The organism is Xanthomonas sp. SHU 199, assembly GCF_000364665.1.
Lineage (GTDB): Bacteria > Pseudomonadota > Gammaproteobacteria > Xanthomonadales > Xanthomonadaceae > Xanthomonas_A > Xanthomonas_A sontii.
This window is the reverse complement of the sequence record NZ_AQOI01000023.1, coordinates 1-23,241: the sequence shown is the minus strand read 5'-3', so window position 1 is coordinate 23,241 and position 23,241 is coordinate 1. Positions and strand designations below refer to the sequence as shown.

Sequence of the window (23,241 nt, the reverse complement as noted above, 5' to 3'; positions counted from 1 at the left end):
AGTATGAAGCGTCCGAATATTCGCGTCAAGTCAATTGTCAAGAGGGCTGCCGCATGAGCCAGCCGCGCATGCTCCGCGGGCTGCTCTCCTTCAGCAGCATGACCATGGTCTCGCGCGTGCTGGGCCTGGTGCGCGACCAGGCCATCACCATTTCCTTCGGCGCCAACGCCACCACCGACGCGTTCTGGGTGGCGTTCCGCATTCCCAACTTCCTGCGCCGGCTGTTCGCCGAGGGCTCGTTCGCCACCGCCTTCGTGCCGGTGTTCACCGAGGTGAAGGAAACCCGCCCGCACGCCGACCTGCGCGCGCTGATGTCGCGGGTGTCCGGCACCCTGGGCGGGGTGCTGCTGCTGGTCACCGCGCTGGGGCTGATCTTCACCCCGCAGGTGGCGATGCTGTTCAATCCTGGCGCTACCGACGACCCGGCCAAGTTCGGGTTGATCGTCGATCTGCTGCGGTTGACCTTCCCGTTCCTGCTGTTCGTGTCGCTGACCGCGCTGGCCGGTGGCGCGCTCAACAGCTTTCACCGCTTCGGCCTGCCGGCGCTGACCCCGGTGATCCTCAACCTGTGCATGATCGCCGGCGCACTGTGGCTGGCGCCGCGGCTGCAGGTGCCGATTCTGGCGATGGGCTGGGCGGTGCTGGTGGCCGGCGTGCTGCAGTTGCTGTTCCAGTTGCCGGCCTTGCGCGGCATCGACCTGCTGACCCTGCCGCGCTGGGGCTGGCGGCATCCGGACGTGCGCCGGGTGCTGACCCTGATGGTGCCGACCCTGTTCGGCTCCTCGATCGCGCAGATCAACCTGCTGCTGGACACGGTGATCGCCTCGTTCCTGTACGCCGGCTCGCAGAGCTGGCTGTCGCAGGCCGACCGCTTCCTGGAGCTGCCGCTGGGCGTGTTCGGGGTGGCCCTGGGCACGGTGATCCTGCCGGCGCTGTCGCGGCACCACGTCAAGACCGATCGCGCGGGATTTTCCAGCGCGCTGGACTGGGGGCTGCGCACCACCTTGCTGATCGCGGTGCCGGCGATGCTGGGGTTGATGTTGCTGAGCCAGCCGCTGGTGGCGACCCTGTTCCAGTACGGCAAGTTCACCGCCTTCGACACGCGCATGGCGGCGATGTCGGTGTTCGGGCTGAGCTTCGGCCTGCCGGCGTTCGCCCTGCTCAAGGTGCTGCTGCCGGCGTTCTATTCGCGCCAGGACACGCGCACGCCGGTGCGCGCCGGTGTCGCCGCGCTGGTCGCCAACATGGCGCTGAACCTGTTGTTCCTGGCGATCCTGTACCAGCTGTGGGTGCCGGCGGAACTGCGTGCGCAGGGCGTGCGCGCGGCGCTGGAGGCGGTGCCGGGCCTGCACCTGGCGCTGGGCCTGGCCAGTGCGGTGGCCAGCTACCTCAACCTGTCGCTGCTGTGGCGCTGGCTGCGCCGCGACCAGGTCTACCAGCCCAAGCCGGGCTGGAGCGGCTACCTGCTGCGGCTGGGCGTGGCCTGTGCGGCGATGGCCGCCGTGCTGGCGCTGGGCCTGCACTGGCTGCCGGCGTTCACCACCATGGACAAGTGGCACCGGATCGGCAGCCTGCTGCTGCTGGTCGGCGGCGGCGGCGCGGTGTATCTGCTCGCCTTGCTGGCGCTGGGGTTTCGGCCGCGGGATCTGCGCGAGCATTGAAGCCGGGGTCCGGGATCCGGGGGCCGGGACCCGGGACCCGGGAGTTTCCGCGAGTGCCAAGCGCTTGCGATTGCATTCTGGGAGGGGCTTCAGCCCCGACGGGCCTTCCCGGGAAAGCCCGTCGGTACTGAAGTCCCTCCCACAGAAAGTGATCACTTTGTTTTTGCCGGATCGCCTGGCGGCGGTCTGGCTCCGCACGCCGATGCTGCCGTCCCGGGTCCCGGGTCCCGGGTCCCGGGCCCCGGGCCAAGCCCCCACCCGCTATACTCGACGGTTACGCATCATCGACCGGCGCTTCCTGCGCCGGCGCTTCGGACCGAGGAATGAGCAGGCTGTTTAGAGACGTCGAGGGCGGGACCCTGTTCCCGCAGGGAAGCGTGGTCTGCATCGGCGCCTTCGATGGCCTGCACCTGGGCCACCGCGCGCTGGTGCGGCAGGCGATCGCGCGCGCGCGCGAAGCGGGCGTGCCGGCGGTGGCGCTGAGTTTCGAGCCGCTGCCGCGCGAGTTCTTCGCCCCGGCCGCGCCGCCGCCGCGGCTGACCCTGGCCCGGGCCAAGGTGCAGGGCCTGCTCCAACTCGGCATCGACAGCGTCGGCCTGCTGCGCTTCGACCGGCGCATGGCCTCGATGAGCGCGGAGGACTTCGTGCAGCGCGTGCTGGTCGAGCGCCTGCGCGCGCGCGAGGTCTGGATCGGCCCGGCGTTCCGCTTCGGTCACAAGCGCGGCGGCGACATCGCGCTGCTGCGTGCGCTGGGCGCCCAGCATGGCTTCGCCGCCGACGAGATCGCGCCGGTGCACCTGCGCGAGGAGCGCATTTCCAGCACCCGCATCCGCGAGCTGCTGGTGGCTGGCGAGTTCGCCCATGCCGCCGAACTGCTCGGCCGCCCGTATGCGATCGGCGGCCGCGTGGTGCGCGGCAAGCAGCTCGGGCGCACGCTCGGCTATCCCACCGCCAACCTGCGGTTCGCCCGCACCCCGGCGCTGTCCGGCATCTACGCCACCTGGGTGCACGGGGTGGCGGCGCAGCCGTGGCCGTCGGTGTCCAGTTTCGGCACCCGCCCGACCGTGCAGGGCGTGGAGCCGCTGCTGGAAGCGCACCTGTTCGATTTCCAGGGCGACCTGTACGGTCGCCACATCGAGGTGGAGTTCGTCGCCAAGCTGCGCGACGAGGAAACCTTTGCCGATCTGCCGGCGCTGACCGCGCAGATGCACCGCGACGCCGCGCTGGCGCGGCAACTGCTCGCCGCCCCTGCGGTGGCGGGCCTGCCGCCCGTGTCCGCCGCCCCGCGCGCGGACCTCCCCCTGAAGACCACCGACCGGTAACTGCCCGTGACCCAGGACTACAAAGCCACCCTCCATCTGCCGGCGACCGAGTTCCCGATGCGCGGCGACCTGCCCAAGCGCGAGCCGGACATCCTGGCGCGCTGGGAGAGCGAGGGCCTGTACACGCGGCTGCGCGACAACGCCCAGGGCCGGCCGCTGTTCGTGCTGCACGACGGCCCGCCCTACGCCAATGGCGCGATCCACCTCGGGCATGCGGTCAACAAGATCCTCAAGGACATCATCGTCAAGTCCAAGTACCTCTCCGGCTACGACGCGCCGTACATCCCGGGCTGGGACTGTCACGGCCTGCCGATCGAGATCGCGATCGAGAAGAAGTTCGGCAAGGTCGGGGTCAAGCTGGATGCGGTGGAGTTCCGGCAGAAGTGCCGCGAATACGCCAACGCGCAGATCGACATCCAGCGCCGCGACTTCAAGCGCCTGGGCGTGATCGGCGACTGGGACAACCCGTACCGCACGCTGGACTTCCATTTCGAGGCCAACGAGATCCGTGCGCTGGCGCGGATCGTCGAGAACGGCCACCTGACCCGCGGCGTGAAGCCGGTGCACTGGTGCTTCGACTGCGGTTCGGCGCTGGCCGAGGCCGAGATCGAGTACGCCGACAAGCAATCGCCGACGGTGGACGTGGCCTACACGGCCCGCGACGGCGCGGCGCTGGCCGCCGCGTTCGGTGCGACCCTGCCGGACGGTGCCGAAGTGGCCGTGCCGATCTGGACCACCACGCCGTGGACGCTGCCGGCATCGCTGGCGGTGTCGCTGGGGCCGGACCTGGTCTATGCGCTGGTCGAAGGTCCGGCACGCGACGGCCGCCGCCGCTGGCTGGTGCTGGCCGACGCGCTGGCCGAGCGCGCGCTGCAGCGCTACGGGGTGGATGAGGTCGTGGTGCACGGCCGCGTCGCCGGTGCGGCGCTGGAACACCAGGTGCTGGCGCACCCCTTCTACGACGAGCGCGACGTGCCGGTGATCCTTGGCACCCACGTGTCCGACACCGACGGTACCGGCGCGGTGCACACCGCCCCCGGCCACGGCCAGGAGGACTACGTGGCGGTCAAGCCGTACGGGCTGCTGGAGCGCTACGGCGCGGCGCAGATCAACCCGGTGGATGCGCGCGGCGTGTACCTGCCGTCGACCCCCGCGGTCGATGGCATGGAACTGGCCGGGCTGCACATCTGGAAGGCCAACGACGTCATCGCCGACCTGCTGGCCGCGCGCGGGCTGCTGCTGGCGCGCGCCAGCATGGTCCACAGCTACCCGCATTGCTGGCGCCACAAGACCCCGATCGCGTTCCGCGCCACGCCGCAGTGGTTCATCTCGATGGAGCAGGCCGACCTGCGCGCCGAGGCGCTGCAGGCCATCGAAGGCGTGCACTGGTACCCGGCCTGGGGCCAGGCGCGCATCGCCGGCATGGTCGCCGGGCGCCCGGACTGGACGATCTCGCGCCAGCGCACCTGGGGCGTGCCGATCGCGCTGTTCGTGCATCGCGAGACCGGCGAACCGCACCCGCGCAGCACCGAACTGATGCGCCAGGTCGCCGACCGTGTCGAGGAGGGCGGGGTGGACGTGTGGTACGCGCTGGACGCCGCCGAACTGCTCGGCGACGAAGCGGGCGACTACGAGAAGATCACCGACATCCTCGACGTCTGGTTCGATTCCGGCGTCACCCACGAGGCGGTGCTGACCGAACGCGGCCTGCCCAAGCCGGCCGACCTGTACCTGGAAGGCTCCGACCAGCACCGCGGCTGGTTCCAGTCCTCGCTGCTGACCGGCGTGGCGCTGGACCACGCGGCGCCGTACCGGCAGTGCCTGACCCACGGCTTCACCGTGGACGAGCACGGCCGCAAGATGTCCAAGTCGCTGGGCAACGGCATCGAGCCGCAGGACATCATGAAGACGCTGGGCGCGGACATCCTGCGCCTGTGGATCGCCTCGGCCGACTACAGCAACGAGATGTCGCTGTCGCAGGAAATCCTCAAGCGCAATGCCGACGCCTACCGGCGCCTGCGCAACACCGCGCGCTTCCTGCTCGGCAACCTGCACGGCTTCAACCCGGCCGTGCACCTGCGGCCGCTGCCGGAGCTGGTGGCGCTGGACCGCTGGATCGTGCACCGCGCCTACGAGGTGCAGGAGCAGATCAAGGCCGCCTACGCGCGCTACGACTTCGCCGCCATCGTGCAGGCGCTGCTGAACTTCTGCAGCGTGGACCTGGGGTCGCTGTACCTGGACGTGACCAAGGACCGGCTGTACACGATGGCCGAGGACTCGCTCGGCCGGCGCTCGGCGCAGACCGCGATGTTCCATGTGGCCGAGGCCTTCGTGCGCTGGATCGCGCCGATCCTGAGCTTCACCGCCGACGAGCTGTGGGGTTACCTGCCGGGCGCGCACCTGGGCAACGTGCTGTTCGCCACCTGGTACGAAGGCCTGGCGCCGTTGCCGGACGACGCGGCGCTGAGCGCGGCCGACTTCGAGCAGTTGCTGGCGCTGCGCGAGCAGGTGGCCAAGGTGCTGGAGCCGATGCGCGGCAACGGCGTGATCGGTGCCGCCCTGGAGGCGGAGATCACCGTCGCCGCCGACGCCGCCACCGCGGCGAAGCTGCAGCCGCTGCAGGAAGAGCTGCGCTTCCTGTTCATCAGCGGCGACGTGGTGGTGCGCGAGGCCAGCACCGACGAGATCTTCGTCAGCGCCCAAGCCACCGAGAAGCCCAAGTGCGTGCGCTGCTGGCACTACCGCGCCGACGTCGGCGCCGACCCGGCGCACCCGGAACTGTGCGGCCGCTGCGTCAGCAACATCGAAGGACCGGGCGAGGAGCGCCGCTGGTTCTGAGTGCCGTCCCCGGCCACGCGGCTTGCGCGTCGCCGGGGCCGGCGGCGACGCCGTGGCTGCGGCGCCGGCCATCCTTCCTTTCCTTCTTCGCCCAAGGCGGACTTCCCGCATGACCGCACGACCCAACCCCTCCGCCCTGATCTGGCTGCTGCTGTCGGCTGCGGTGATCGGCCTGGACCAGTGGAGCAAGGCCTGGGTGCTGTCCAGCCTGCCCGAGTTCACCGCGGTGCCGGTGATTCCCGGCTTCTGGAACTGGTACCGGACCTACAACACCGGCGCGGCATTCAGTTTCCTGAGCCAAGCCGGCGGCTGGCAGCTCTGGTTCTTCACCGCGCTGGCGGTGGGCATCAGTGCCCTGCTGGCCTGGTGGCTGGCGCGCACCCCGCGCGGCGAGTGGCGCAGCGCGCTGCCGTACGCGCTGGTGATCGGCGGGGCGATCGGCAACGTGATCGACCGGCTGATGCACGGCCACGTGGTCGATTTCATCCAGTGGTACGTGGGCGAGCACTACTGGCCCTCGTTCAACATCGCCGACTCGGCGATCGTCGCCGGCGCCATCGGCATCGCCCTGTTCGGCGTGTTCGACGGCAAGGCGAAGCGAAAAGCGGGATAATCGGTGCCACTCTCCCTGTCGAAGCGCCTGGCCCCCTGCGGCCGGCGGATCTAGCTAATGGATGTCCTGCTCGCCAACCCCCGTGGCTTCTGCGCCGGCGTCGATCGCGCGATCGAGATCGTCAAGCGCGCCATCGAAACCCTGGGCGCGCCGATCTACGTGCGCCACGAGGTGGTGCACAACCGCTTCGTGGTCGACGACCTCAAGCAGCGCGGCGCGATCTTCGTCGAGGAACTGGACGAGGTACCCGACGGCAACACGGTGATCTTTAGCGCCCACGGTGTGGCCCAGGCGGTGCGCCAGGAGGCCGAGCGGCGCGGGCTGAAGGTGTTCGACGCCACCTGCCCGCTGGTGACCAAGGTGCATTTCGAGGTGGCCCGGCACTGCCGCGCCGGCCGCGACGTGGTGCTGATCGGCCACGCCGGCCACCCGGAGGTGGAAGGCACAATGGGGCAGTGGGACCGCGAGTGCGGCACCGGGCGCATCTACCTGGTCGAGGACATCGAGCAGGTCGCCACGCTGGACGTGCAGCAGCCGGAGAACCTGGCCTACACCACCCAGACCACGCTGTCGGTGGACGACACCCGCGGCATCATCGAGGCGTTGCGTGCGCGCTACCCGGCGATGCAGGGCCCGAAGAACGACGATATCTGCTACGCCACCCAGAACCGCCAGGACGCGGTGCGCGACCTGGCCAAGGAGTGCGACCTGGTGCTGGTGGTCGGTTCGCCGAACAGCTCCAATTCCAACCGGCTCAGCGAGCTGGCGCGGCGCGACGGGGTGGAGTCCTACCTGATCGACGGCGCCGACGAGATCGATCCCGCCTGGATCGCCGGCAAGCGCCGCATCGGTCTGACCGCCGGCGCCTCGGCGCCGCAGGTGCTGGTGGACGGCGTGATCGCGCGGCTGCGCGAACTCGGCGCCGATGGCGTGTCGGAACTGGCGGGCGAACCGGAGTCGATGGTGTTCGCCCTGCCGAAGGAATTGCGGCTGCGTCTGGTCGACTGACGGTCGCGTTCGGTCGCGTGTTCGTACGCTGGATGGGCGTATCTGTCGCGGCGCGCGTAGGAGCGGCTGTCAGCCGCGACGGGCGATCCCGGTAAAGCCTGTCGCGGCTGATCCCCGAAAAGGGGACAAGAGCCGCTCCTGCGAGATGACGTGATGTGGTGCTGCCGCGTGGCAAGCGCCACGGCTTACTGGCGCTGCATGCCGCGCGGCCGTCCCTGTGCATCGAACTCGATGCCCACGCTGACGCGATCGCCTTGCACGCCGTCCGGCATCCAGCGCAGGCGGCCGCGCCGGCCGATCAGCACGTAGACGTGATCCACCTTCTCCGGCTCGGCCTGTAGCGCCTCGCCCTGTTCCTGCAAGGCCGTGGCCACCCGGTGGGCGCCCTCGAAATCGATGTCCTGCAGCGCGGCGGTGTCGGTGGCCGGTTTGAGGAACGGCCCGAACATGCGCGGATTCACTGGCGCATCCTTGTGCCAGGCCTCGTCGTGGAAGCTGTATTCGTCCACGTGGTCCGGCTGTGCGGGGTCCAGCAGTTCGAGTCCGATCCGGTTGTCGTAGAAATGCACGGCATGGAACACGCGCAGGTCGTGGCCCTGCAGGTCGGGCAGGTCCGCCAGCGCCTGCCGGGCCGCGCGCAGCCGCTGCGGGTCGAACAGCAGGTTGCCGCGTGGTGCCGGCGTCGGTTCCGGCGCGGTGTCGGCAGCGCGGGCAGTCGGGGTCGGCACCGCCAGCGATTGCGGCTTGGAGGGGGACTGCAGGGCAGCCCCTGGGCCGGCCGCCTGCAGGGTGGCGCGGACGGTGTCCCAGGCGCCGCCGGCGAAGGCGAGGCCGCCGAGCAGCAGCACCACGCCGGCGAAGACCAGTGGGGTGGACGGCGTCTTCATGGCAGCTCCAGGTCGGAGCGGGCGGGGTGTTGCGGGTCGTACAGCACCGACACGGTGTCGCGCGGCAACTGTCCGACGTCGAGCAGCGACACGAACCGTCGCATCGTCGCCTCGTGCGGGTTGCCTGACGCGTCCTCGAACGCCACGCGGAACTCCACCTGCGGCTGCTCGTTGAGGGTGGTGCCGGTCTGGCGCACGTCCAGCACCCGCGCACGCGCGCGCAGGCCGCGGTACTTCAGGGTCTCGTCGGTGGCGTTGCGGCGGATCACGCGCAGGATCACGCGCAGCGCCAGCACGTAGCCGTTGAGTACCAGCGCACTCATCAGTAGCGGATGGTTGAAGGACAGGAAGGTCCAGCCCAGCCCGCGGTTCTGCAGGCGCCAGGCCACGACGTAGGCCGCACCGACCAGGACCACCAGCAGCACGGCGCCGGCCGCGCGGCGCCACAGGCTGGCGCGGTCCAGCGCCGGCTCGGCGTCCTCCAGCACCAGGTTCGGCGCGGCGCCCGGGGTGGTGCTCAGCCGCAGCGGCACGGTGCGCCCGCTCTCGAAGCGGCGTTGCGCCGGCTTGCGGTCCACGATCAGCAGGGTGTCGCGGATGGGCGTGCCGGACAGGTTGTCGAAGGCCAGGGTCAGCGACAGCTGCGGCCAGCCCTTGACCTCGACGCCGGTGGGGGCGATGCGTTCGATCAGTGCCTCGCGGCGCACGCCGCGAGCGAGGAGGTGGCGCACGCGGTGCAGGGCGCGCCCGGGCATGAGCAGCAAGGTGTCCAGGTAGGCGTAGAGCAGGTGCAGCCACAGGCCCAGCGACAGCGCCAGCAGGGTCAGCGCCCATGCGGGCGTGCTGGGCTGGGCCAGCACGCGTGGCCAGTCGCTGGCGAAATAGAGGATGCAGGGGAAGGGGATGGCGAAAAACAGCAGGAACGCGAGCCAGAACCAGGCGAACAACTTCACGATGAGCAGGGGGAGGGGGACGACGGGGGCGGGAGGGTAACCCATCGATTGCGGCGCGCGCGCGAAGGCCCGGGCAGCGATTGACCCCGGCCCGGGCCGACGCCTAGAATTGCCAGTTCCGCCGGAATAGCTCAGTCGGTAGAGCGGCGCATTCGTAATGCGTAGGTCGCAGGTTCGACTCCTGTTTCCGGCACCAGTCGTACCCAGAAGGCAGCCGCGCGGCTGCCTTCCTGGTGTCTGCGCTCCCGTTTTTCTGCGACGCAGGTTCGTGCGCGCAGCGGCCTGCGACGCCGTGTCGCAGGTGGGTGCGGCAATGTGTCGCACATAAAAACGCGGCCTGGCGCCCGCCCGGGCTTGTCAATGACTTCCGGAGTTGCCGCACGGCAGCATAAAATGCGTCGTTGATCGCGCATGCCGGCCCGGATGCCGCGGCGGACGCGGAACAGCCCCCTCTACGGCGCTCCGCCTCCCGCTCCCGCGCGGTTCGCATCCCCTACGCAATTGGATCGTTCGATGATTCCGTTGAAACAACTCCGGCGCTCGCTGCGCTCCGGTCTGTTGCTGCTGGCCGCACTGCTCTTGGCCGGCTGCAACTCGGCCATCCTCAACCCCAAGGGTCAGATCGGCCACGACGAGAAGACGCTGCTGATCACCTCGGTGGTGCTGATGCTGCTGGTGGTGATCCCGGTCATCGTGATGACCCTGGCCTTCGCCTGGCGCTACCGCGCGTCCAACACCAAGGCCCGCTACGAGCCGAACTGGTCGCACTCCACTGCGATCGAGGTGGTGGTGTGGTCGATCCCGTGCATGATCATCCTGGTCCTGGCGGTGCTGACCTGGCGCTCCTCGCATGCGCTGGATCCGTACAAGCCGCTGGACTCCAAGGTCAAGCCGATCACCATCGAGGCGGTGGCGCTGGACTGGAAGTGGATGTTCATCTACCCGGAGCAGGGCATCGCCACGGTCAACGAGATCGCGTTCCCGGTCGACACGCCGCTGAACTTCAAGATCACCTCCGACACGGTGATGAACTCGTTCTTCATCCCGCACCTGGGCACGCAGATCTACGCGATGGCCGGCATGGAGACCAAGCTGCACCTGATCGCCAACGAGCCGGGCGAGATGTTCGGCCTGTCGGCCAACTACAGCGGCCACGGCTTCTCGAAGATGGGCTTCGCCGCGCATGCCACCGACCGCGCCGGTTTCGACGCGTGGGTGGCCAAGGTCAAGGCCTCGCAGAAGACCCTGGACCAGGCCGAGTTCCAGGTGCTGGCGGCCAACCGCAACGACAAGGCTGCCTACCCGGTGACGTACTACGCCTCGGTGCAGGACGGCCTGTTCAAGTCGTTGATCGACAAATACATGATGGGCAAGGGCCACAAGATGGAAGGCCACGACGCTCATCCGGCATCGGCTGCTGAGCCGGTCGCCATGTGCACTTCTGGAGACAAGTGATGCTAGGCAAACTCACGCTCGAGGCGGTTCCGTACCACGAGCCGATCATCATGGCGGCCCTCGGCGGCGCCGGCCTGCTCGGCCTGCTGGTGGTGGCCGCGGTCACCAAGTACAAGCTGTGGGGCTACCTCTGGAAGGAGTGGTTCACCTCGGTCGACCACAAGCGCATCGGCGTCATGTACATCGTGGTGGCGCTGATCATGCTGCTGCGCGGCTTCGCCGACGCGGCGATGATGCGCACCCAGCAGGCGATCGCGCACGGCGGCAACGAAGGCATCTTCCCGCCGCACCACTACGATCAGATCTTCACTGCGCACGGCGTGATCATGATCTTCTTCATGGCCATGCCGTTCATGACCGGCCTGTTGAACCTGATCGTGCCGCTGCAGATCGGCGCGCGCGACGTGGCGTTCCCGTTCCTGAACTCGCTGAGCTTCTGGCTGTTCGTGGCCGGCGCGGCGCTGGTCAACATCTCCCTGGGCGTGGGCGAGTTCGCGCAGACCGGCTGGCTGGCCTACCCGCCGCTGTCCGGGCTGGAATACAGTCCAGGCGTCGGTGTCGACTACTACATCTGGGCGTTGCAGATCTCGGGCCTGGGCACATTGCTCACCGGCATCAACTTCTTCGTGACGATCATGCGCATGCGCGCGCCGGGCATGACCCTGATGCGCATGCCGATCTTCACCTGGACCGCGCTGATCACCAACATCCTGATCATCGCCGCGTTCCCGATCCTGACCGTGGCGCTGGCGCTGCTGGGTGCGGACCGCTACCTGGGCACGCACTTCTTCACCAACGACGGTGGCGGCAACGCCATGATGTACGTCAACCTGATCTGGATCTGGGGCCACCCGGAGGTCTACATCCTGATCCTGCCGGCGTTCGGCATCTTCTCCGAGCTGATCGCCACCTTCAGCCGCAAGCGCCTGTTCGGCTACACCTCGATGGTGTACGCGACCTCGTGCATCGGCGTGCTGTCGTTCATCGTGTGGCTGCACCACTTCTTCACCATGGGCTCGGGCGCCAACGTCAATGCCTTCTTCGGCATCACGACGATGATCATCTCGATCCCCACCGGCGTGAAGATCTTCAACTGGCTGTTCACCATGTTCCGCGGCCGCGTGCACATGACCGCACCGGTGCTGTGGACCATCGGCTTCATCATCACCTTCGTCATCGGCGGCATGACCGGCGTGATGCTGGCGATCCCGGCGGTGGACTTCGTGCTGCACAACAGCCTGTTCCTGATCGCGCACTTCCATAACGTGATCATCGGCGGCGTGGTGTTCGGCTACCTGGCGGGCCTGACCTACTGGTTCCCGAAGGCGTTCGGCTTCAAGCTCAACGAGAAGCTGGGCAAGGCCTCGTTCTGGTGCTGGATCATCGGCTTCTTCATCGCCTTCATGCCGCTGTACGTGCTCGGCTTCATGGGCATGACCCGGCGCATGAACAGCTACAACCATCCGGAGTGGGCGCCGTGGCTGATGGTGGCCGCGGTGGGTGCGGCGATCATCGGCACCGGCATCTTCCTGAACCTGGTGCAGATCGGCTATAGCATCTGGAAGCGCAAGGAGAACATGGACCTGACCGGCGACCCGTGGGATGGCCGCACCCTGGAGTGGGCGACCTCCTCGCCGCCGCCGTTCTACAACTTCGCGGTGCTGCCGCACATCGACGACCGCGACCAGTTCTGGGAAGACAAGCTCAAGGGCAAGGGCTGGCCGCGTCCGGCCAAGTACGAACCGATCCACATGCCGCGCAACACGGCGGCGGGCTTCTGGATCGGCGCCTTCAGCATCGTCCTGGGCTTCGGTCTGACCTGGCACATCTGGTGGATGGCGGTGATCGGCCTGGTCGGCATGATCGGCAGCTTCATCGCGCGCACCTTCGATGACGACATCGATTACTGGGTCCCGGCGGAGGAAGTGGAGCGCATCGAGAACGCGCGCTTCGCCCTGCTGGAACAGCAACACGCGGCCAACGCCGCAAAGGCGGTCTGAACCATGGCTTCCACGACGCTCGATTCCCACGCCGCCCACGCGGGCGGCCACGACCACGACCACGAACACCACGACGCGGGCGGCAACACCGTCTTCGGGTTCTGGGTCTACCTGATGAGCGACTGCCTCATCTTCGCCGGCCTGTTCGCCACCTATGCGGTGCTGGCCGGCGCGACGGTGGACGGCCCGACCGCCAAGGAACTGTTCGACCTGAAGTTCGTGCTGGTGGAAACCTTCCTGCTGCTGTTCAGCAGCCTGGGCTTCGGCCTGGCGATGATCTCGGCGAACAAGCGCAGCATGGGCGGCCTGTACGGCTGGCTGGCAGTCACCGCGGCGCTGGGCCTGGGCTTCCTGGGCATGGAGCTCTACGAGTTCCACCACCTGATCGAAGAAGGCGCCGGCCCCGGCCGCAGCGCGTTCCTGTCGGCCTTCTTCACCCTGGTCGGCACCCATGGTCTGCACGTGGCCTCGGGCCTGCTGTGGATGACCGTGCTGGTGATCCAGATCGCGAAGAACGGCCTGACCCCGCGCAACATGACCCGCCTGGCGTGCCTGAGCCTGTTCTGGCACTTCCTGGACGTGATCTGGATCGGCGTGTTCACCATCGTCTACCTGCTGGGAGCGCTGTAATGGCCAACCATCATTCCTCCGACACGCACGCCGAGCACGGCCACGGCGGCGGCCTGAAGTCCTACCTGGTCGGCTTCGTGCTGGCGGTGATCCTGACCGTGATCCCGTTCGGCATGGTGATGAGCGGGGCGTTCCCGCGCGGCGTCACCGTCATCGTCATCGCGGTGCTGGCCGCGGTGCAGATGCTGGTGCACTTGATCTACTTCCTGCACATGGACCGTTCCGCCGAACAGCGCTCCAACGTGCACGTGGGCCTGTTCTCGCTGCTGATCATCGGCATCGTGGTGGTCGGCTCGCTGTGGGTGATGCACAACCTCAACGTCAACATGATGCACTGAGGGCGGGCACCGCAGCAGGTTCGCGAAGGCCGCCTCCGGGCGGCCTTTTGCGTTCTACGGTCCGGTGCGGCCGCCCTGGAAGGTGCAGATGGCCGATGGGCGCGCCGCCGTCAGCTGCGGTCCGAGCCGAGCGTCGCGGAGAGTTTCAGCAGGACCTGCGCGTCTTCCGCGCTGAGGCGATCGAGCAGCCAAGTTCTGACCGCGGCGGCGTGGATCGGCCGCGCCGCCGCGATCTTCTCCCGGCCCAGGGCGGTGATGGCCACCGTCACCACGCGCGGTTCTGCGTCGCTGCGGCGGACCAGACCGCGCGTCTGCATGCGCGTGAGCTGATGCGACAGCCGGCTCTTGTGCCACCCCATGGAATCGGCGAGCGCCTGCTGGCGCAGCTCGCCCTTGCCCAGGTCCATCAGCCGCGACAGCACACCGAAGTCGCTGCCGGTCAGGTCGGCGTGGTCGGCTAGGTCCTTTTCGACGGCGGCCATCACCGTCTGGCCCATCTGCTTGAAGGCGTGCCAGATCGCCAGTTCGCCTGCGGAGAGTCGTGCGTGTTTCATGCGGTCACCATAGGTGGCGCTGGTTGACATGGCAACCCGAACGGCGTATCTCTAGGTTGACATGACAACCTTTGCGTGGCCGCTGGCAGGCGTGCGATGCCAGCCGAGCGGACACGCGGTTCCTGGAGGCGATGGCGATGTCTGCAATGACGTTCGCAGGTGTGGATGTGGTGATGACCGGCGGCAGCGACGGTATCGGGTTCGGCCTCGCGCGGCGCTTTCTGGCCGCGGGCGCAAACGTGCTGGTCACCGGCCGCGATGCAGGCAAGCTCGACCGCGCGGCCCAGGCCGCGCCCGGTCTGCAGACCCTGGTCAACGACATCGGGGTCGCCGAAGAGCGCGAGCGACTGGCGCAGTACCTGCGAGCGCGGCATCCCGGGCTGCGCGTGGTCGTCAACAACGCCGGCATCCAGCGGCGCGTCGCGCTCGCCGACGACCAGGCGACCTGGGCCGAGCGCCAGCGCGAGATCGACATCCTGTTCGCTGCCGTCGTACATCTGAACCATTTGCTGGTCCCGCTGTTGCTGCAGCATGGCGAGCCTGCACTGATCGCCAATGTCTCCTCCGGCGGCGCCTTCGTTCCGCAGCCGTTCGCCCCGGTCTACAGCGCCTGCAAGGCCGCGCTCCACAGCTATACGCGCAATCTCCGCTTCGCGCTTGCCGCGACGCCGGTCAGGGTCGTCGAGATCATTCCGCCCGCGGTCCGCACCGCGCTGGCGGGCCCGGGCATGGCCCATGGCGCGGACCTGGACGACTTCTGCGACGCCATCTTCGCCGGCCTCGCGGCGGGGCAGGCCGATGAGCTCGGCTTCGGAATGACCGATTCGGCGGAGTTTCGGCAGCGTCTCGACGTGGAGCGTGCGGTATTCGATGGATTCTCCGGGCGTTTTCCCGTTCGCAGGTACTGAAGCGGCGGTACCGGTGCAACCGGCGCGCCGGGGTTGTCCCGCTCACGCCATGCAAGGCGCGTCGGTGAGTTCGCACAACGGCAGCCAGGTCGGCACGCCGTCGCTGTTGCGGATCAACAGGCCCAGTTGCCCATGTTGCTGCAGCGGCTGGGCGTAGACCGGCGCGATGCCGGGTGCCGCGTGGGCGGGCGCCGCCGCCGTTGCCGGGAAGGCGCTGGCCAACAGGGTCTGCGGCCGTGCCGCGCGCAAGGTGGCGACCAGGCCGGCCGGGTCGCCGTGCAGCAGCGCGTGGTGGCATAGCGCAAGCAGGCAGCCCTCGTCCTCGCGCGGGGCGGCGACGGGCCGCGCCGGTGTTTCTGGCGGTGCGACGCGCACGCGCTGCAACAGACGACGCAAGTGCTGGCGCGAGGCGCTTTCGCTGCGTGACGACAGCGCCGCCAGCTCGGCGTGGCGAAAGTCGAACGCTTCGGCGAGCAGCACCAGGGCCACGTCGCCGGGCGGCAGGGTGCGCACCAGGTGGGCCAGCGCCTGTGCGACCGCGTCGCGGTGCAGGGCGTGCTGCGCCGGTTCTTGCGTCGGCCCGGCCTCCAGCAGCGCCGGGTCCTGTGCGGCGCGTTCCAGCACGCTGCGGTAGCGGGCGCGGCGGCGCAGGCGGTCGATGCACAGGTGCCGCAGCACCGTGGTCATCCATGCGTCGCCGCCATTCGCCGGCAACGGCCCCTGGGCGGCACGCAGATAGGTCTCCTGCACCAGGTCCTCGGCGTCCTGGCCCTGGCCGAGCCAGCGGTGCGCCAGGGCCAGCAACTGGCGGCGCAGCGCCTCGCCGTCGGCCGGCGTGGGCGTGTCGGTCGGAGATGTCACGTCGCAGCCCCGTCGTTCGTTGGGAGGGACACCCACCATACATGGAGACAGGCCGATGCTGCGTTCCGACGAAACGTCCCCCGCTGCGCCCTCCGCGCAATCGCCGTCCGCCGCCTTCCTCGAGGAAAAGGCGTTCCGCGCGCGGACCCTGCTGCTGTTCGGCACCATCACCGACGCCAGCGCCTACCAGACGGTACGCCATCTGCTGGCGCTGGATGCCGAGTCCGATGCGCCGATCGCGATGATCGTGTCCTCGCCGGGCGGGCATCTGGAATCCGGCGACGCCATCCACGATGCGCTGCGCTTCATTTCCGCACCGGTCGACATGATCGGCTCGGGTTGGGTCGGCAGCGCGGCCACGCACGTGTTCCTGGGCGTGCCGCGCGAGCGCCGGGTGTGCCTGCCGCAGACCCGGTTCCTGATCCATCAGCCCAGCGGCGGCGCCGGCGGCCCGGCCAGCGACATCGCCATCCAGGCCAGCGAGATCCTCAAGGCGCGCGCCCGCATCGCCAAGGTCATTGCCCGCGAGACCGGCCAGCCGCTGGAGCGCGTGGAGACCGACATCGAGCGCGACTGCTGGATGTCGGCGCAGGAGGCGATGGACTACGGCCTGGTGTCGCGCATCGTCGAGCGGCGCAGCCAACTGGCCGGGCGCTGAGGGCTCCGGCCAGTGCGGCAGGCGCCGTGCGCGGCGATCGCCGCGGGCATGACCTATGGCATGGCACGCGGCGGCGGCGCAGGCATAGCATGGGAGTTTGCCTGTCCGCTGTCGTTCGCCCCCCCTGGAGATCCCATGAACAAGTCCACCGCCTGGATGGCGCCGTTGCTGCTGGCCGCCACTGTCGCGTTCCAGGCCACGGCGCAGACCGCACCGCCGCGCGACGTGCCCTTCGCCGGTACGTTGAAGATCGATGTCGATGCCACCGATCTGGCGCACCGTATCTTCCGCGTGCGCAGCACCATCCCGGCCACGCCGGGGCCGATGACCCTGCTGTATCCGCAGTGGATCCCCGGCAACCATTCGCCGACCGGTCCGATCGACAAGCTCGCCGGGCTGGTGATCAAGGCCAACGGCAAGGTGTTGCCGTGGACGCGCGACCAGTTCGACGTCTATGCGTTCAAGATCGACGTGCCCGCCGGCGTCAGCGAGATCGTCGCCGAGTACCAGTTCCTGTCCTCGCAGGGCGACGGCCAGGGCCGGGTGATGATGACCCCGGAGATGCTCAACCTGCAGTGGAACACCACCGCGCTGTATCCGGCCGGGGTGTACGCGCGCAACATCAAGGCGCAGGCCAGCGTGACCCTGCCGGCCGGCTGGAGCTACGCCACCGCGCTGGAGACCGCCACGCGCAGCGGCGATACGGTGACGTTCAAGCCGATCGATTTCGACGACCTGGTCGATTCGCCGATGTTCGCCGGCAAGTACTACAAGCGCATCGTGCTGGACGACAAGGGCAAGGCGCCGGTGGCGCTGAACGTGTTCGCCGACAAGCCCAAGTCGCTGGAGGCCAAGCCCGACCAGATCAAGGCGCACGTGGCCCTGGTGCAGCAGATGGACAAGCTGTACGGCGCGCGTCACTTCGACCACTACGAGTTCCTGCTGGCGCTGACCGACAAGCTCGGCGGCATCGGCCTGGAGCATCATCGCTCCAGCGAGAACAGTGGCCCGCTCGACTACTTCACCGAGTGGGACAAGAGCTGGGAGATGCGCGACCTGCTCGCGCACGAGTTCAACCACTCCTGGAACGGCAAGTACCGGCGCGGCGCCGACCTGGCCACGCCCAACTTCAACGTGCCGATGGGCGACAGCCTGCTGTGGCTGTACGAGGGCCAGACCCAGTTCTGGGGCGAGGTGATCGCCGCGCGCGCAGGGCTGTGGACCCAGGACCAGGCCCGCGACATGCTGGCCAACGTCGCCGCGGTCTACCAACGCGGCCGTCCCGGCCTGGCCTGGCGCGCGCTGCAGGACACCACCAACGACCCGACCATGTCGATGCGCCGGCCGCGCGCCTACCGCAGCTACCAGTTGAGCGAGGACTACTATTCCGGCGGGCAGATGGTCTGGCTGGAGGTCAACGCCAAGCTGCGCGAGCTCAGCGGCGGCAAGCGCTCGCTGGACGATTTCGCCAAGGCGTTCTTCGGCATGCACGACGGCGCCTGGGACGTGAACACCTACACCTTCGACGACATCGTCGCCACGCTCGATGGGATCGCCAAGTACGACTGGGCGAGCCTGCTGCGCAGCCGTCTCGATGCGCACGGGTCGCTGGTCGGCGGGATCGAGGCCAGCGGCTGGAAGCTGGTCTATACCGATCAGCCGAACGCGGCCAGCAAGACCTCCGAGGCGCGCAACAAGAGCCTGGACCTGAGTTACTCGCTCGGCCTGAGCCTGGACGAGCAGGGCCGGGTGCAATCCGTGCTGTGGGACAGCCCGACGTTCAATGCCGGCATCATCGCCGGCAACCGCGTGGTCGCAGTCGGCGGCCGCGAGTACAGCGCCGAGGCGCTCAAGGACGCGGTCACCGCGGCCAAGGGCGGCAGCACGCCGATCGAACTGCTGGTCAAGCGCGGCGACCGCTACGACACCTTGCGCATCGCCTACTACGGCGGCCTGCAGTATCCGCACCTGGAGCGCATCGCCGGCACGCCGGATCGCCTGAGCGAGTTGTACAAGGCGCGTTGAGGGCGGCGAGCGCGATCGCCGCCGGCGCTTCGGTGTGCCGGTGCGCGGTGCGGCGACGGCGTCGTCGTGCTGGCGCGTGTCGCTTGCGGCGGTTGCGCGCGCGATGCTCATTGTTTGGTCGCCAGCGATGGCGCAGTCCATGTGAAGCCGTTCCTGCAGCGAGCGCAGCACCGTGCGGGAGCGGCCGAGGTGGCCGATCTTCTTTGCGGGGACGAGGTCAGGCGGTGAAAATCAATGTGGTCGGCACCAGCGCAAGCGGGAAAAGCACACTCGCCAGGCTGATCGCCAAGGAACTTGCGATTCCCTACGTCGAAATGGACAGACTCTACTGGCGCCCGGACTGGCAGGGGACCCCGGACGATGTGTTCCTGAAAGAACTGGAGCGTGCGTTAGCCGCCTCTGCGGACTGGGTACTGGATGGCAACTACAACCGGACGCGCCCCGTGAAATGGCGCGACGTGGACCTGGTGGTGTGGGTGGACTATGGGTTTTGGCGCACGCTGTTCCAGGCTGTCGCCAGAGCGTTCAAACGGGCCTGGCGCAAACAGGAGCTGTGGCCCGGAACGGGAAATCGCGAGAGTTTTCGCCGCGCATTCTTTAGCCGGGAGTCCATCATCATCTGGATGCTCAAGACCTGGCGCAGCAACCGCGCGCGCTACCAGGCAGATCTGCACAACCCGCAGTACGCGCATATTCGCTTCGTGCGCATTAGGCGACGGGAGCAGGCGCAACACCTGCTTGCTGCCTTGAAGGCGCGCTGACGGCCTCCCTGCCGCGACAAGCGAAGAGGACATCGTCCCGGGCAGAATCGGTCTGACCCGACGTCGGCGCCACAGGCTGCCTCCTGCTGCCGCCTGGCGGCCGTGCGCGGGCGACTTGGGTCACCAGTCGCGGGGAAACGCAGCAGCGCCCGCCGTACATCGGCGTCGCTGCCGACTGCGCGACGTCTTCCCGGCGCCGCGTTACCAGCTGGGGAAGCGAATGCGATGCGGCGCCTGGCGCCGCGTCGCGGACCTTGAGACCGCCAGCCACTATGCTGGTGCATTGTCTGAGCGGACCAGAAGCAGATGGCGAAAGCGAAAACGGCCTATGTCTGCGGCGAGTGCGGCGCCGAGTACAACAAGTGGCAGGGCCAGTGCACCGAATGCGGCGCCTGGAACACGCTGAGCGAGATCGTGCTGGAGAGCGCGGCCACGGCCAAGGCGCCGGCCGCGGCGCGGCGCAGCGGCTGGGCCGGCAAGGCCGAGACGCCGAAGATCACCGCGCTCAAGGACGTGGAGCATCGCGACCAGGCGCGCGTGTCCACCGGCATCGGCGAGTTCGACCGGGTGCTCGGCGGCGGCCTGGTCGAGGGGGCGGTGGTGCTGATCGGCGGCGACCCCGGCATCGGCAAGTCGACCCTGCTGCTGCAGGCGCTGGCGAAGATGGCCGGCACGCTGCCGGTGCTGTACGTGACCGGCGAGGAATCGCTGGGCCAGGTCGCCGGCCGCGCGGTGCGCCTGGATCTGCCGCTGGACGGCCTCAACGCGCTGGCCGAGACCGGCATCGAGCACATCCTGCAGCACGCCAGCGCGGCGCGGCCCAAGCTGATCGTCGCCGACTCGGTGCAGACCCTGTGGACCGAGGCGCTGACCGCCGCGCCGGGGTCGGTCAGCCAGGTGCGCGAGAGCGCGGCGCGCCTGGTGCGCTATGCCAAGGAGACCGGCACCGCGGTGTTCCTGGTCGGCCACGTCACCAAGGAGGGCGGCATCGCCGGCCCGCGCGTGCTCGAGCACATGGTCGATGCGGTGCTGTACTTCGAGGGCGAGAGCGGCAGCCGCTTCCGCCTGCTGCGCGCGTTCAAGAACCGCTTCGGCGCGGTCAACGAACTGGGCGTGTTCGCGATGGGCGAGAAGGGGCTGAAGGAAGTCTCCAATCCGTCGGCGATCTTCCTGTCCGGCGGCAGCGCGCACCAGCCCGGCAGTTGCGTGATGGTCACCCGCGAGGGCACGCGGCCGCTGATGGTGGAAGTGCAGGCCCTGGTCGATGCCTCGCCGCTGTCCAATCCGCGGCGCGTGGCGGTGGGCCTGGAACAGAACCGGCTGGCGATGCTGCTGGCCGTGCTGCACCGCCATGGCGGCATCGTGGTCGGCGACCAGGACGTGTTCGTCAACGTGGTCGGCGGCATCCGCGTGCAGGAAACCGCGGCCGACCTGCCGGTGCTGCTGGCGGTGCTGTCGTCGCTGCGCGATCGGCCGTTGGCGGAAAAGACCATCGCCTTCGGTGAGGTCGGCCTGTCCGGCGAGATCCGCCCGGTGCCCAATGGCGAGGACCGGCTGCGCGAGGCCGCCACGCACGGCTTCAAGCGCGCCATCGTGCCCAAGGCCAATGCGCCCAAGACCGGTACGGTCAAGGGCATGGAGGTGATCGCGGTGGAGCGCCTGGCGCAGGCGCTGGAAGCGGCGAGCGAATAGGCTGCGGCGTCGGCGGGCAGCGGCGCGTCGTCCCCGTGTACTGCGTCGCTTCGAATCGCGATGCGGTGGTGTGCGCGCGAGTGCGGCCCACGTAGACAAGTGGCCGCATCGCGCGGCCTGGTGTGGAGATTTCCGATCCGCATCGTCAGCGGTAATGCATCCGCTCGCTGCACGTCGATGCGCGCGACCGGCCACAGGTCGCAGCCGTCGCCTCTTCTTCGGTAAGGCGAACGGCGCGCGTCGCCACGCGCGCCGTTGCCCTTGCAGTGCCGCAGACGCGATGGCGCCCGCGATTGCGTCAATCCTTGCGGTACACCACGCCGAGCTTGTCGATCTCGTCGCCGTCGCGGCCGGTGAAGCCGGCGATGTGCCAGCCGCTGGGCGCGGTGAGCGTGTAGGTCTCGGCGGTCGGCGTGCCGGCGCTGAGGCTGCGGCCCTGGTTGGTGCGCAGGCTCAGCGAGAACAGCCGGGTGTGGCCGTTGTACTGGCCCACGCTCAGCGTGGCCGAGGTCAGCCGCTCGTTGCTGCCCAGGCGCAGCGTGACCGCGTCGCCGCCGCTGCCGCCGTGGGCCAGGGTGCTGCCGTTGTCCAGGCCCAGCGCGATGCCGTCCAGGCGCGAGGCGCCGCGCAGGGTCACGCTGGCGATGGTGCGCTGCTCGGCGCCCTTGGCGATGTCGTTGAACGGGGTGCCGTGCGGGCCGCCGAACTGGTCGCTGGTGCGCACGGTGGTCCCGACCGCCCAGCCGAACTGCGCGGCCAGCGGGTAGTGGTCGGACAGCGGCTTGCCGTCGCTGTCGTAGAAGTTGCCGTCGTCGAGCTTGTAGCGGTTGGCGACCAGGGTCAGCTGCGGCGCGTCGCGGTACAGGATCTTGTCCACCACTTCGCAGTCGTTGGTCGGCGGGGTGCCGCACAGCAGCGGCGCGGCGCCGGCCGCCGGGGCACTGCCCTTGACCAGTTCCACCCAGGTATCGGTCAGGCCGTTGGCGGAAATCAACGCACGGATGTTGTCGTCGGCGCGGGTGTAGCGGGTGTTGGAGTCCATCATCACCAGCACCGCGTTGCCGGCCGACCAAGTCTGGATGAACTGCGAAAGCTGGCTGATGTTGGCGCGCCGCGCGGCCAGGTCGGCGCTCTCGGTGCCGGCGTTGGGGTGCGCGTTGTACACGTCCAGCAGCACGCCGTCGTCCAGGCGCACGCGCATGTAGCTGAAGCCCTTGGGGGTGAGGCAGTCGGTGCCGTTGCACTTGTCCCACTTGATGCGGGTGAAGTCGTCGAAGCGGTAATTGCTCAGCGTGTTGAGGCCGTCGCCGATCGCCGCGCCGCCGCTGGTGGGCGTGCGGTAGGGGTGCTTGTCGCCCGCGTACAAGGTGGCGTGATAGTTGAAGTCTTCCTGCACGTTGATCAGGCCGTAGGGCGCCAGTTTCGGTGCGATCTGGGCGGTGTTGGCGGCCGGGTTGCTGCTGGAGATGCCCTGCGGCAGGCCGGCGACGTTGTAGGTGAGTACGTCGAGCACGCCGACTTCCGATTGCGCGTGGACCACGCCGGCGCAGGCCAGGCTCAATCCGATGCCGTAGCTCACGAGGGTGCGTAGATGCTGGATCATGAATCGCCTCTTGCGGGTTGGGAGGAACAGCGGGTGGCGCGAGCGCCAGGGGCGGTGCCGGAAGGCACCGATGCCGCCGCGCGACCGGCCGGGGCCGGCGCACGTGGCGTCATGGGGTCAGGAACTGCGGATCGAGCGCGGCCTCGACCGCGGCGGCGAAGGCGGGTAGCGGGCAGTCGTAGGCGGCGTCGGCGCGGCTGCACTGCGGGATGAACACGGGCGACTCCAGTGGCGGCGCCTGCACCGTCAGTGCGCGGCGTTCGCGCAGTTGCGCCAGGCTCTGCGCGGTGTAGCGCAGGCGGATCACCCGTTCGCCGTCGGCGCGGCGCCAGCGCTCGAACACCAGCGCGCCGCCGGGCACGGTCTGGTCGGGCTGGTAGCCGGGCAGTTGCCAGTGCAGGTCGAGCATGCCGGCCAGCAGGGTCAAGGTGCCGTCGTGGCCGGACAGCACCACCAGCCGCGCCGCGCCGCCGA

Annotated in this window: 20 protein-coding genes and 1 tRNA gene; 15 read left to right on the top strand and 6 right to left on the bottom strand. The window is 68.8% G+C overall.

Annotation, left to right across the window (positions count from 1 at the left end):
- Positions 1 to 68: 68 nt before the first annotated feature.
- The 5 genes from murJ (at position 69) to ispH (ending at position 7,442) form a co-directional block, all read left to right on the top strand.
- Positions 69 to 1,661: a murein biosynthesis integral membrane protein MurJ gene (gene murJ / locus D183_RS0101365; protein ID WP_026144088.1), complete on the top strand. Its 1,593-nt coding sequence runs from the start codon at positions 69 to 71 to the stop codon at positions 1,659 to 1,661.
- A gap of 323 nt (positions 1,662 to 1,984) precedes the next feature.
- On the top strand, positions 1,985 to 2,983 hold the full coding sequence (locus D183_RS0101360; protein WP_026144087.1) for a bifunctional riboflavin kinase/FAD synthetase: 999 nt from the start codon (positions 1,985 to 1,987) through the stop codon (positions 2,981 to 2,983).
- 6 nt (positions 2,984 to 2,989) lie between these two features.
- Positions 2,990 to 5,821 carry an isoleucine--tRNA ligase gene (ileS, locus tag D183_RS0101355; protein WP_017907395.1) on the top strand — a complete coding sequence of 944 codons (2,832 nt, stop codon included), beginning with the start codon at positions 2,990 to 2,992 and terminating at the stop codon, positions 5,819 to 5,821.
- A 109-nt stretch (positions 5,822 to 5,930) separates the two neighbouring features.
- Positions 5,931 to 6,434: a signal peptidase II gene (lspA, locus tag D183_RS0101350; protein ID WP_017907394.1), complete on the top strand. Its 504-nt coding sequence runs from the start codon at positions 5,931 to 5,933 to the stop codon at positions 6,432 to 6,434.
- A gap of 57 nt (positions 6,435 to 6,491) precedes the next feature.
- Positions 6,492 to 7,442 carry a 4-hydroxy-3-methylbut-2-enyl diphosphate reductase gene (gene ispH, locus D183_RS0101345; RefSeq protein ID WP_017907393.1) on the top strand — a complete coding sequence of 317 codons (951 nt, stop codon included), beginning with the start codon at positions 6,492 to 6,494 and terminating at the stop codon, positions 7,440 to 7,442.
- 185 nt (positions 7,443 to 7,627) lie between these two features.
- Here the strand turns inward: ispH and D183_RS0101340 are convergent, their stop codons facing one another.
- Entirely contained in the window at positions 7,628 to 8,329 is a 702-nt protein-coding gene (locus tag D183_RS0101340; protein WP_017907392.1) for a hypothetical protein, read from the bottom strand.
- Positions 8,326 to 9,282: a hypothetical protein gene (locus D183_RS0101335; protein ID WP_026144086.1), complete on the bottom strand. Its 957-nt coding sequence runs from the start codon at positions 9,280 to 9,282 to the stop codon at positions 8,326 to 8,328. The genes D183_RS0101340 and D183_RS0101335 overlap by 4 nt, the downstream gene beginning before the upstream one ends.
- A gap of 120 nt (positions 9,283 to 9,402) precedes the next feature.
- On the opposite strand from D183_RS0101335, the gene D183_RS0101330 reads away from it, so the two are divergent.
- The 5 genes from D183_RS0101330 (at position 9,403) to cyoD (ending at position 13,705) form a co-directional block, all read left to right on the top strand.
- Positions 9,403 to 9,478, top strand: a tRNA-Thr gene (locus tag D183_RS0101330).
- Positions 9,479 to 9,795: 317 nt separating this feature from the next.
- On the top strand, positions 9,796 to 10,737 hold the full coding sequence (gene cyoA, locus D183_RS0101325) for a ubiquinol oxidase subunit II (protein WP_010341159.1): 942 nt from the start codon (positions 9,796 to 9,798) through the stop codon (positions 10,735 to 10,737).
- The gene (gene cyoB / locus D183_RS0101320; protein ID WP_017907390.1) at positions 10,737 to 12,737 is read left to right on the top strand and encodes a cytochrome o ubiquinol oxidase subunit I; all 2,001 of its coding nucleotides are present in this window, start codon (positions 10,737 to 10,739) and stop codon (positions 12,735 to 12,737) included. The genes cyoA and cyoB overlap by 1 nt, the downstream gene beginning before the upstream one ends.
- Before the next feature lie 3 nt (positions 12,738 to 12,740).
- Complete coding sequence (gene cyoC / locus D183_RS0101315; RefSeq protein WP_017907389.1) at positions 12,741 to 13,367, top strand: cytochrome o ubiquinol oxidase subunit III; 627 nt, start codon at positions 12,741 to 12,743, stop codon at positions 13,365 to 13,367.
- Positions 13,367 to 13,705 carry a cytochrome o ubiquinol oxidase subunit IV gene (cyoD, locus tag D183_RS0101310; protein WP_010341155.1) on the top strand — a complete coding sequence of 113 codons (339 nt, stop codon included), beginning with the start codon at positions 13,367 to 13,369 and terminating at the stop codon, positions 13,703 to 13,705. Before cyoC ends, cyoD begins: the two co-directional genes overlap by 1 nt.
- 110 nt (positions 13,706 to 13,815) lie before the next feature.
- On the opposite strand, the gene D183_RS0101305 is transcribed toward cyoD, so the two are convergent.
- Entirely contained in the window at positions 13,816 to 14,289 is a 474-nt protein-coding gene (locus tag D183_RS0101305; protein ID WP_232757180.1) for a MarR family winged helix-turn-helix transcriptional regulator, read from the bottom strand.
- A 107-nt stretch (positions 14,290 to 14,396) separates the two neighbouring features.
- Between D183_RS0101305 and D183_RS0101300 the strand changes: the two genes are divergently transcribed.
- Positions 14,397 to 15,167 (top strand): SDR family NAD(P)-dependent oxidoreductase, encoded by a 771-nt coding sequence (locus tag D183_RS0101300; RefSeq protein WP_232757179.1) that lies wholly within the window; start codon positions 14,397 to 14,399, stop codon positions 15,165 to 15,167.
- A gap of 42 nt (positions 15,168 to 15,209) precedes the next feature.
- On the opposite strand, the gene D183_RS0101295 is transcribed toward D183_RS0101300, so the two are convergent.
- Positions 15,210 to 16,028 (bottom strand): RNA polymerase sigma factor, encoded by an 819-nt coding sequence (locus D183_RS0101295; protein WP_017907386.1) that lies wholly within the window; start codon positions 16,026 to 16,028, stop codon positions 15,210 to 15,212.
- Between the two features lie 55 nt (positions 16,029 to 16,083).
- On the opposite strand from D183_RS0101295, the gene D183_RS0101290 reads away from it, so the two are divergent.
- The 4 genes from D183_RS0101290 (at position 16,084) to radA (ending at position 21,164) form a co-directional block, all read left to right on the top strand.
- On the top strand, positions 16,084 to 16,686 hold the full coding sequence (locus tag D183_RS0101290; RefSeq protein WP_017907385.1) for an ATP-dependent Clp protease proteolytic subunit: 603 nt from the start codon (positions 16,084 to 16,086) through the stop codon (positions 16,684 to 16,686).
- A 135-nt stretch (positions 16,687 to 16,821) separates the two neighbouring features.
- Positions 16,822 to 18,711 carry a M61 family metallopeptidase gene (locus D183_RS0101285; protein ID WP_017907384.1) on the top strand — a complete coding sequence of 630 codons (1,890 nt, stop codon included), beginning with the start codon at positions 16,822 to 16,824 and terminating at the stop codon, positions 18,709 to 18,711.
- 224 nt (positions 18,712 to 18,935) lie between these two features.
- A complete protein-coding gene (locus D183_RS0101280; protein WP_026144085.1) occupies positions 18,936 to 19,472 on the top strand; it encodes an adenylate kinase in 537 nt (178 codons plus the stop codon).
- Between the two features lie 306 nt (positions 19,473 to 19,778).
- Positions 19,779 to 21,164, top strand: a complete 1,386-nt coding sequence (gene radA, locus D183_RS0101275; protein ID WP_017907382.1) for a DNA repair protein RadA — start codon at positions 19,779 to 19,781, stop codon at positions 21,162 to 21,164.
- A 298-nt stretch (positions 21,165 to 21,462) separates the two neighbouring features.
- On the opposite strand, the gene D183_RS0101270 is transcribed toward radA, so the two are convergent.
- Together D183_RS0101270 and D183_RS23705 are read right to left on the bottom strand one after the other, a co-directional pair.
- Positions 21,463 to 22,767: a jacalin-like lectin gene (locus D183_RS0101270; RefSeq protein WP_017907381.1), complete on the bottom strand. Its 1,305-nt coding sequence runs from the start codon at positions 22,765 to 22,767 to the stop codon at positions 21,463 to 21,465.
- A 109-nt stretch (positions 22,768 to 22,876) separates the two neighbouring features.
- A partial coding sequence (locus D183_RS23705; RefSeq protein WP_039725803.1) for a histidine-type phosphatase occupies positions 22,877 to 23,241 on the bottom strand: 365 nt, incomplete at its 5' end.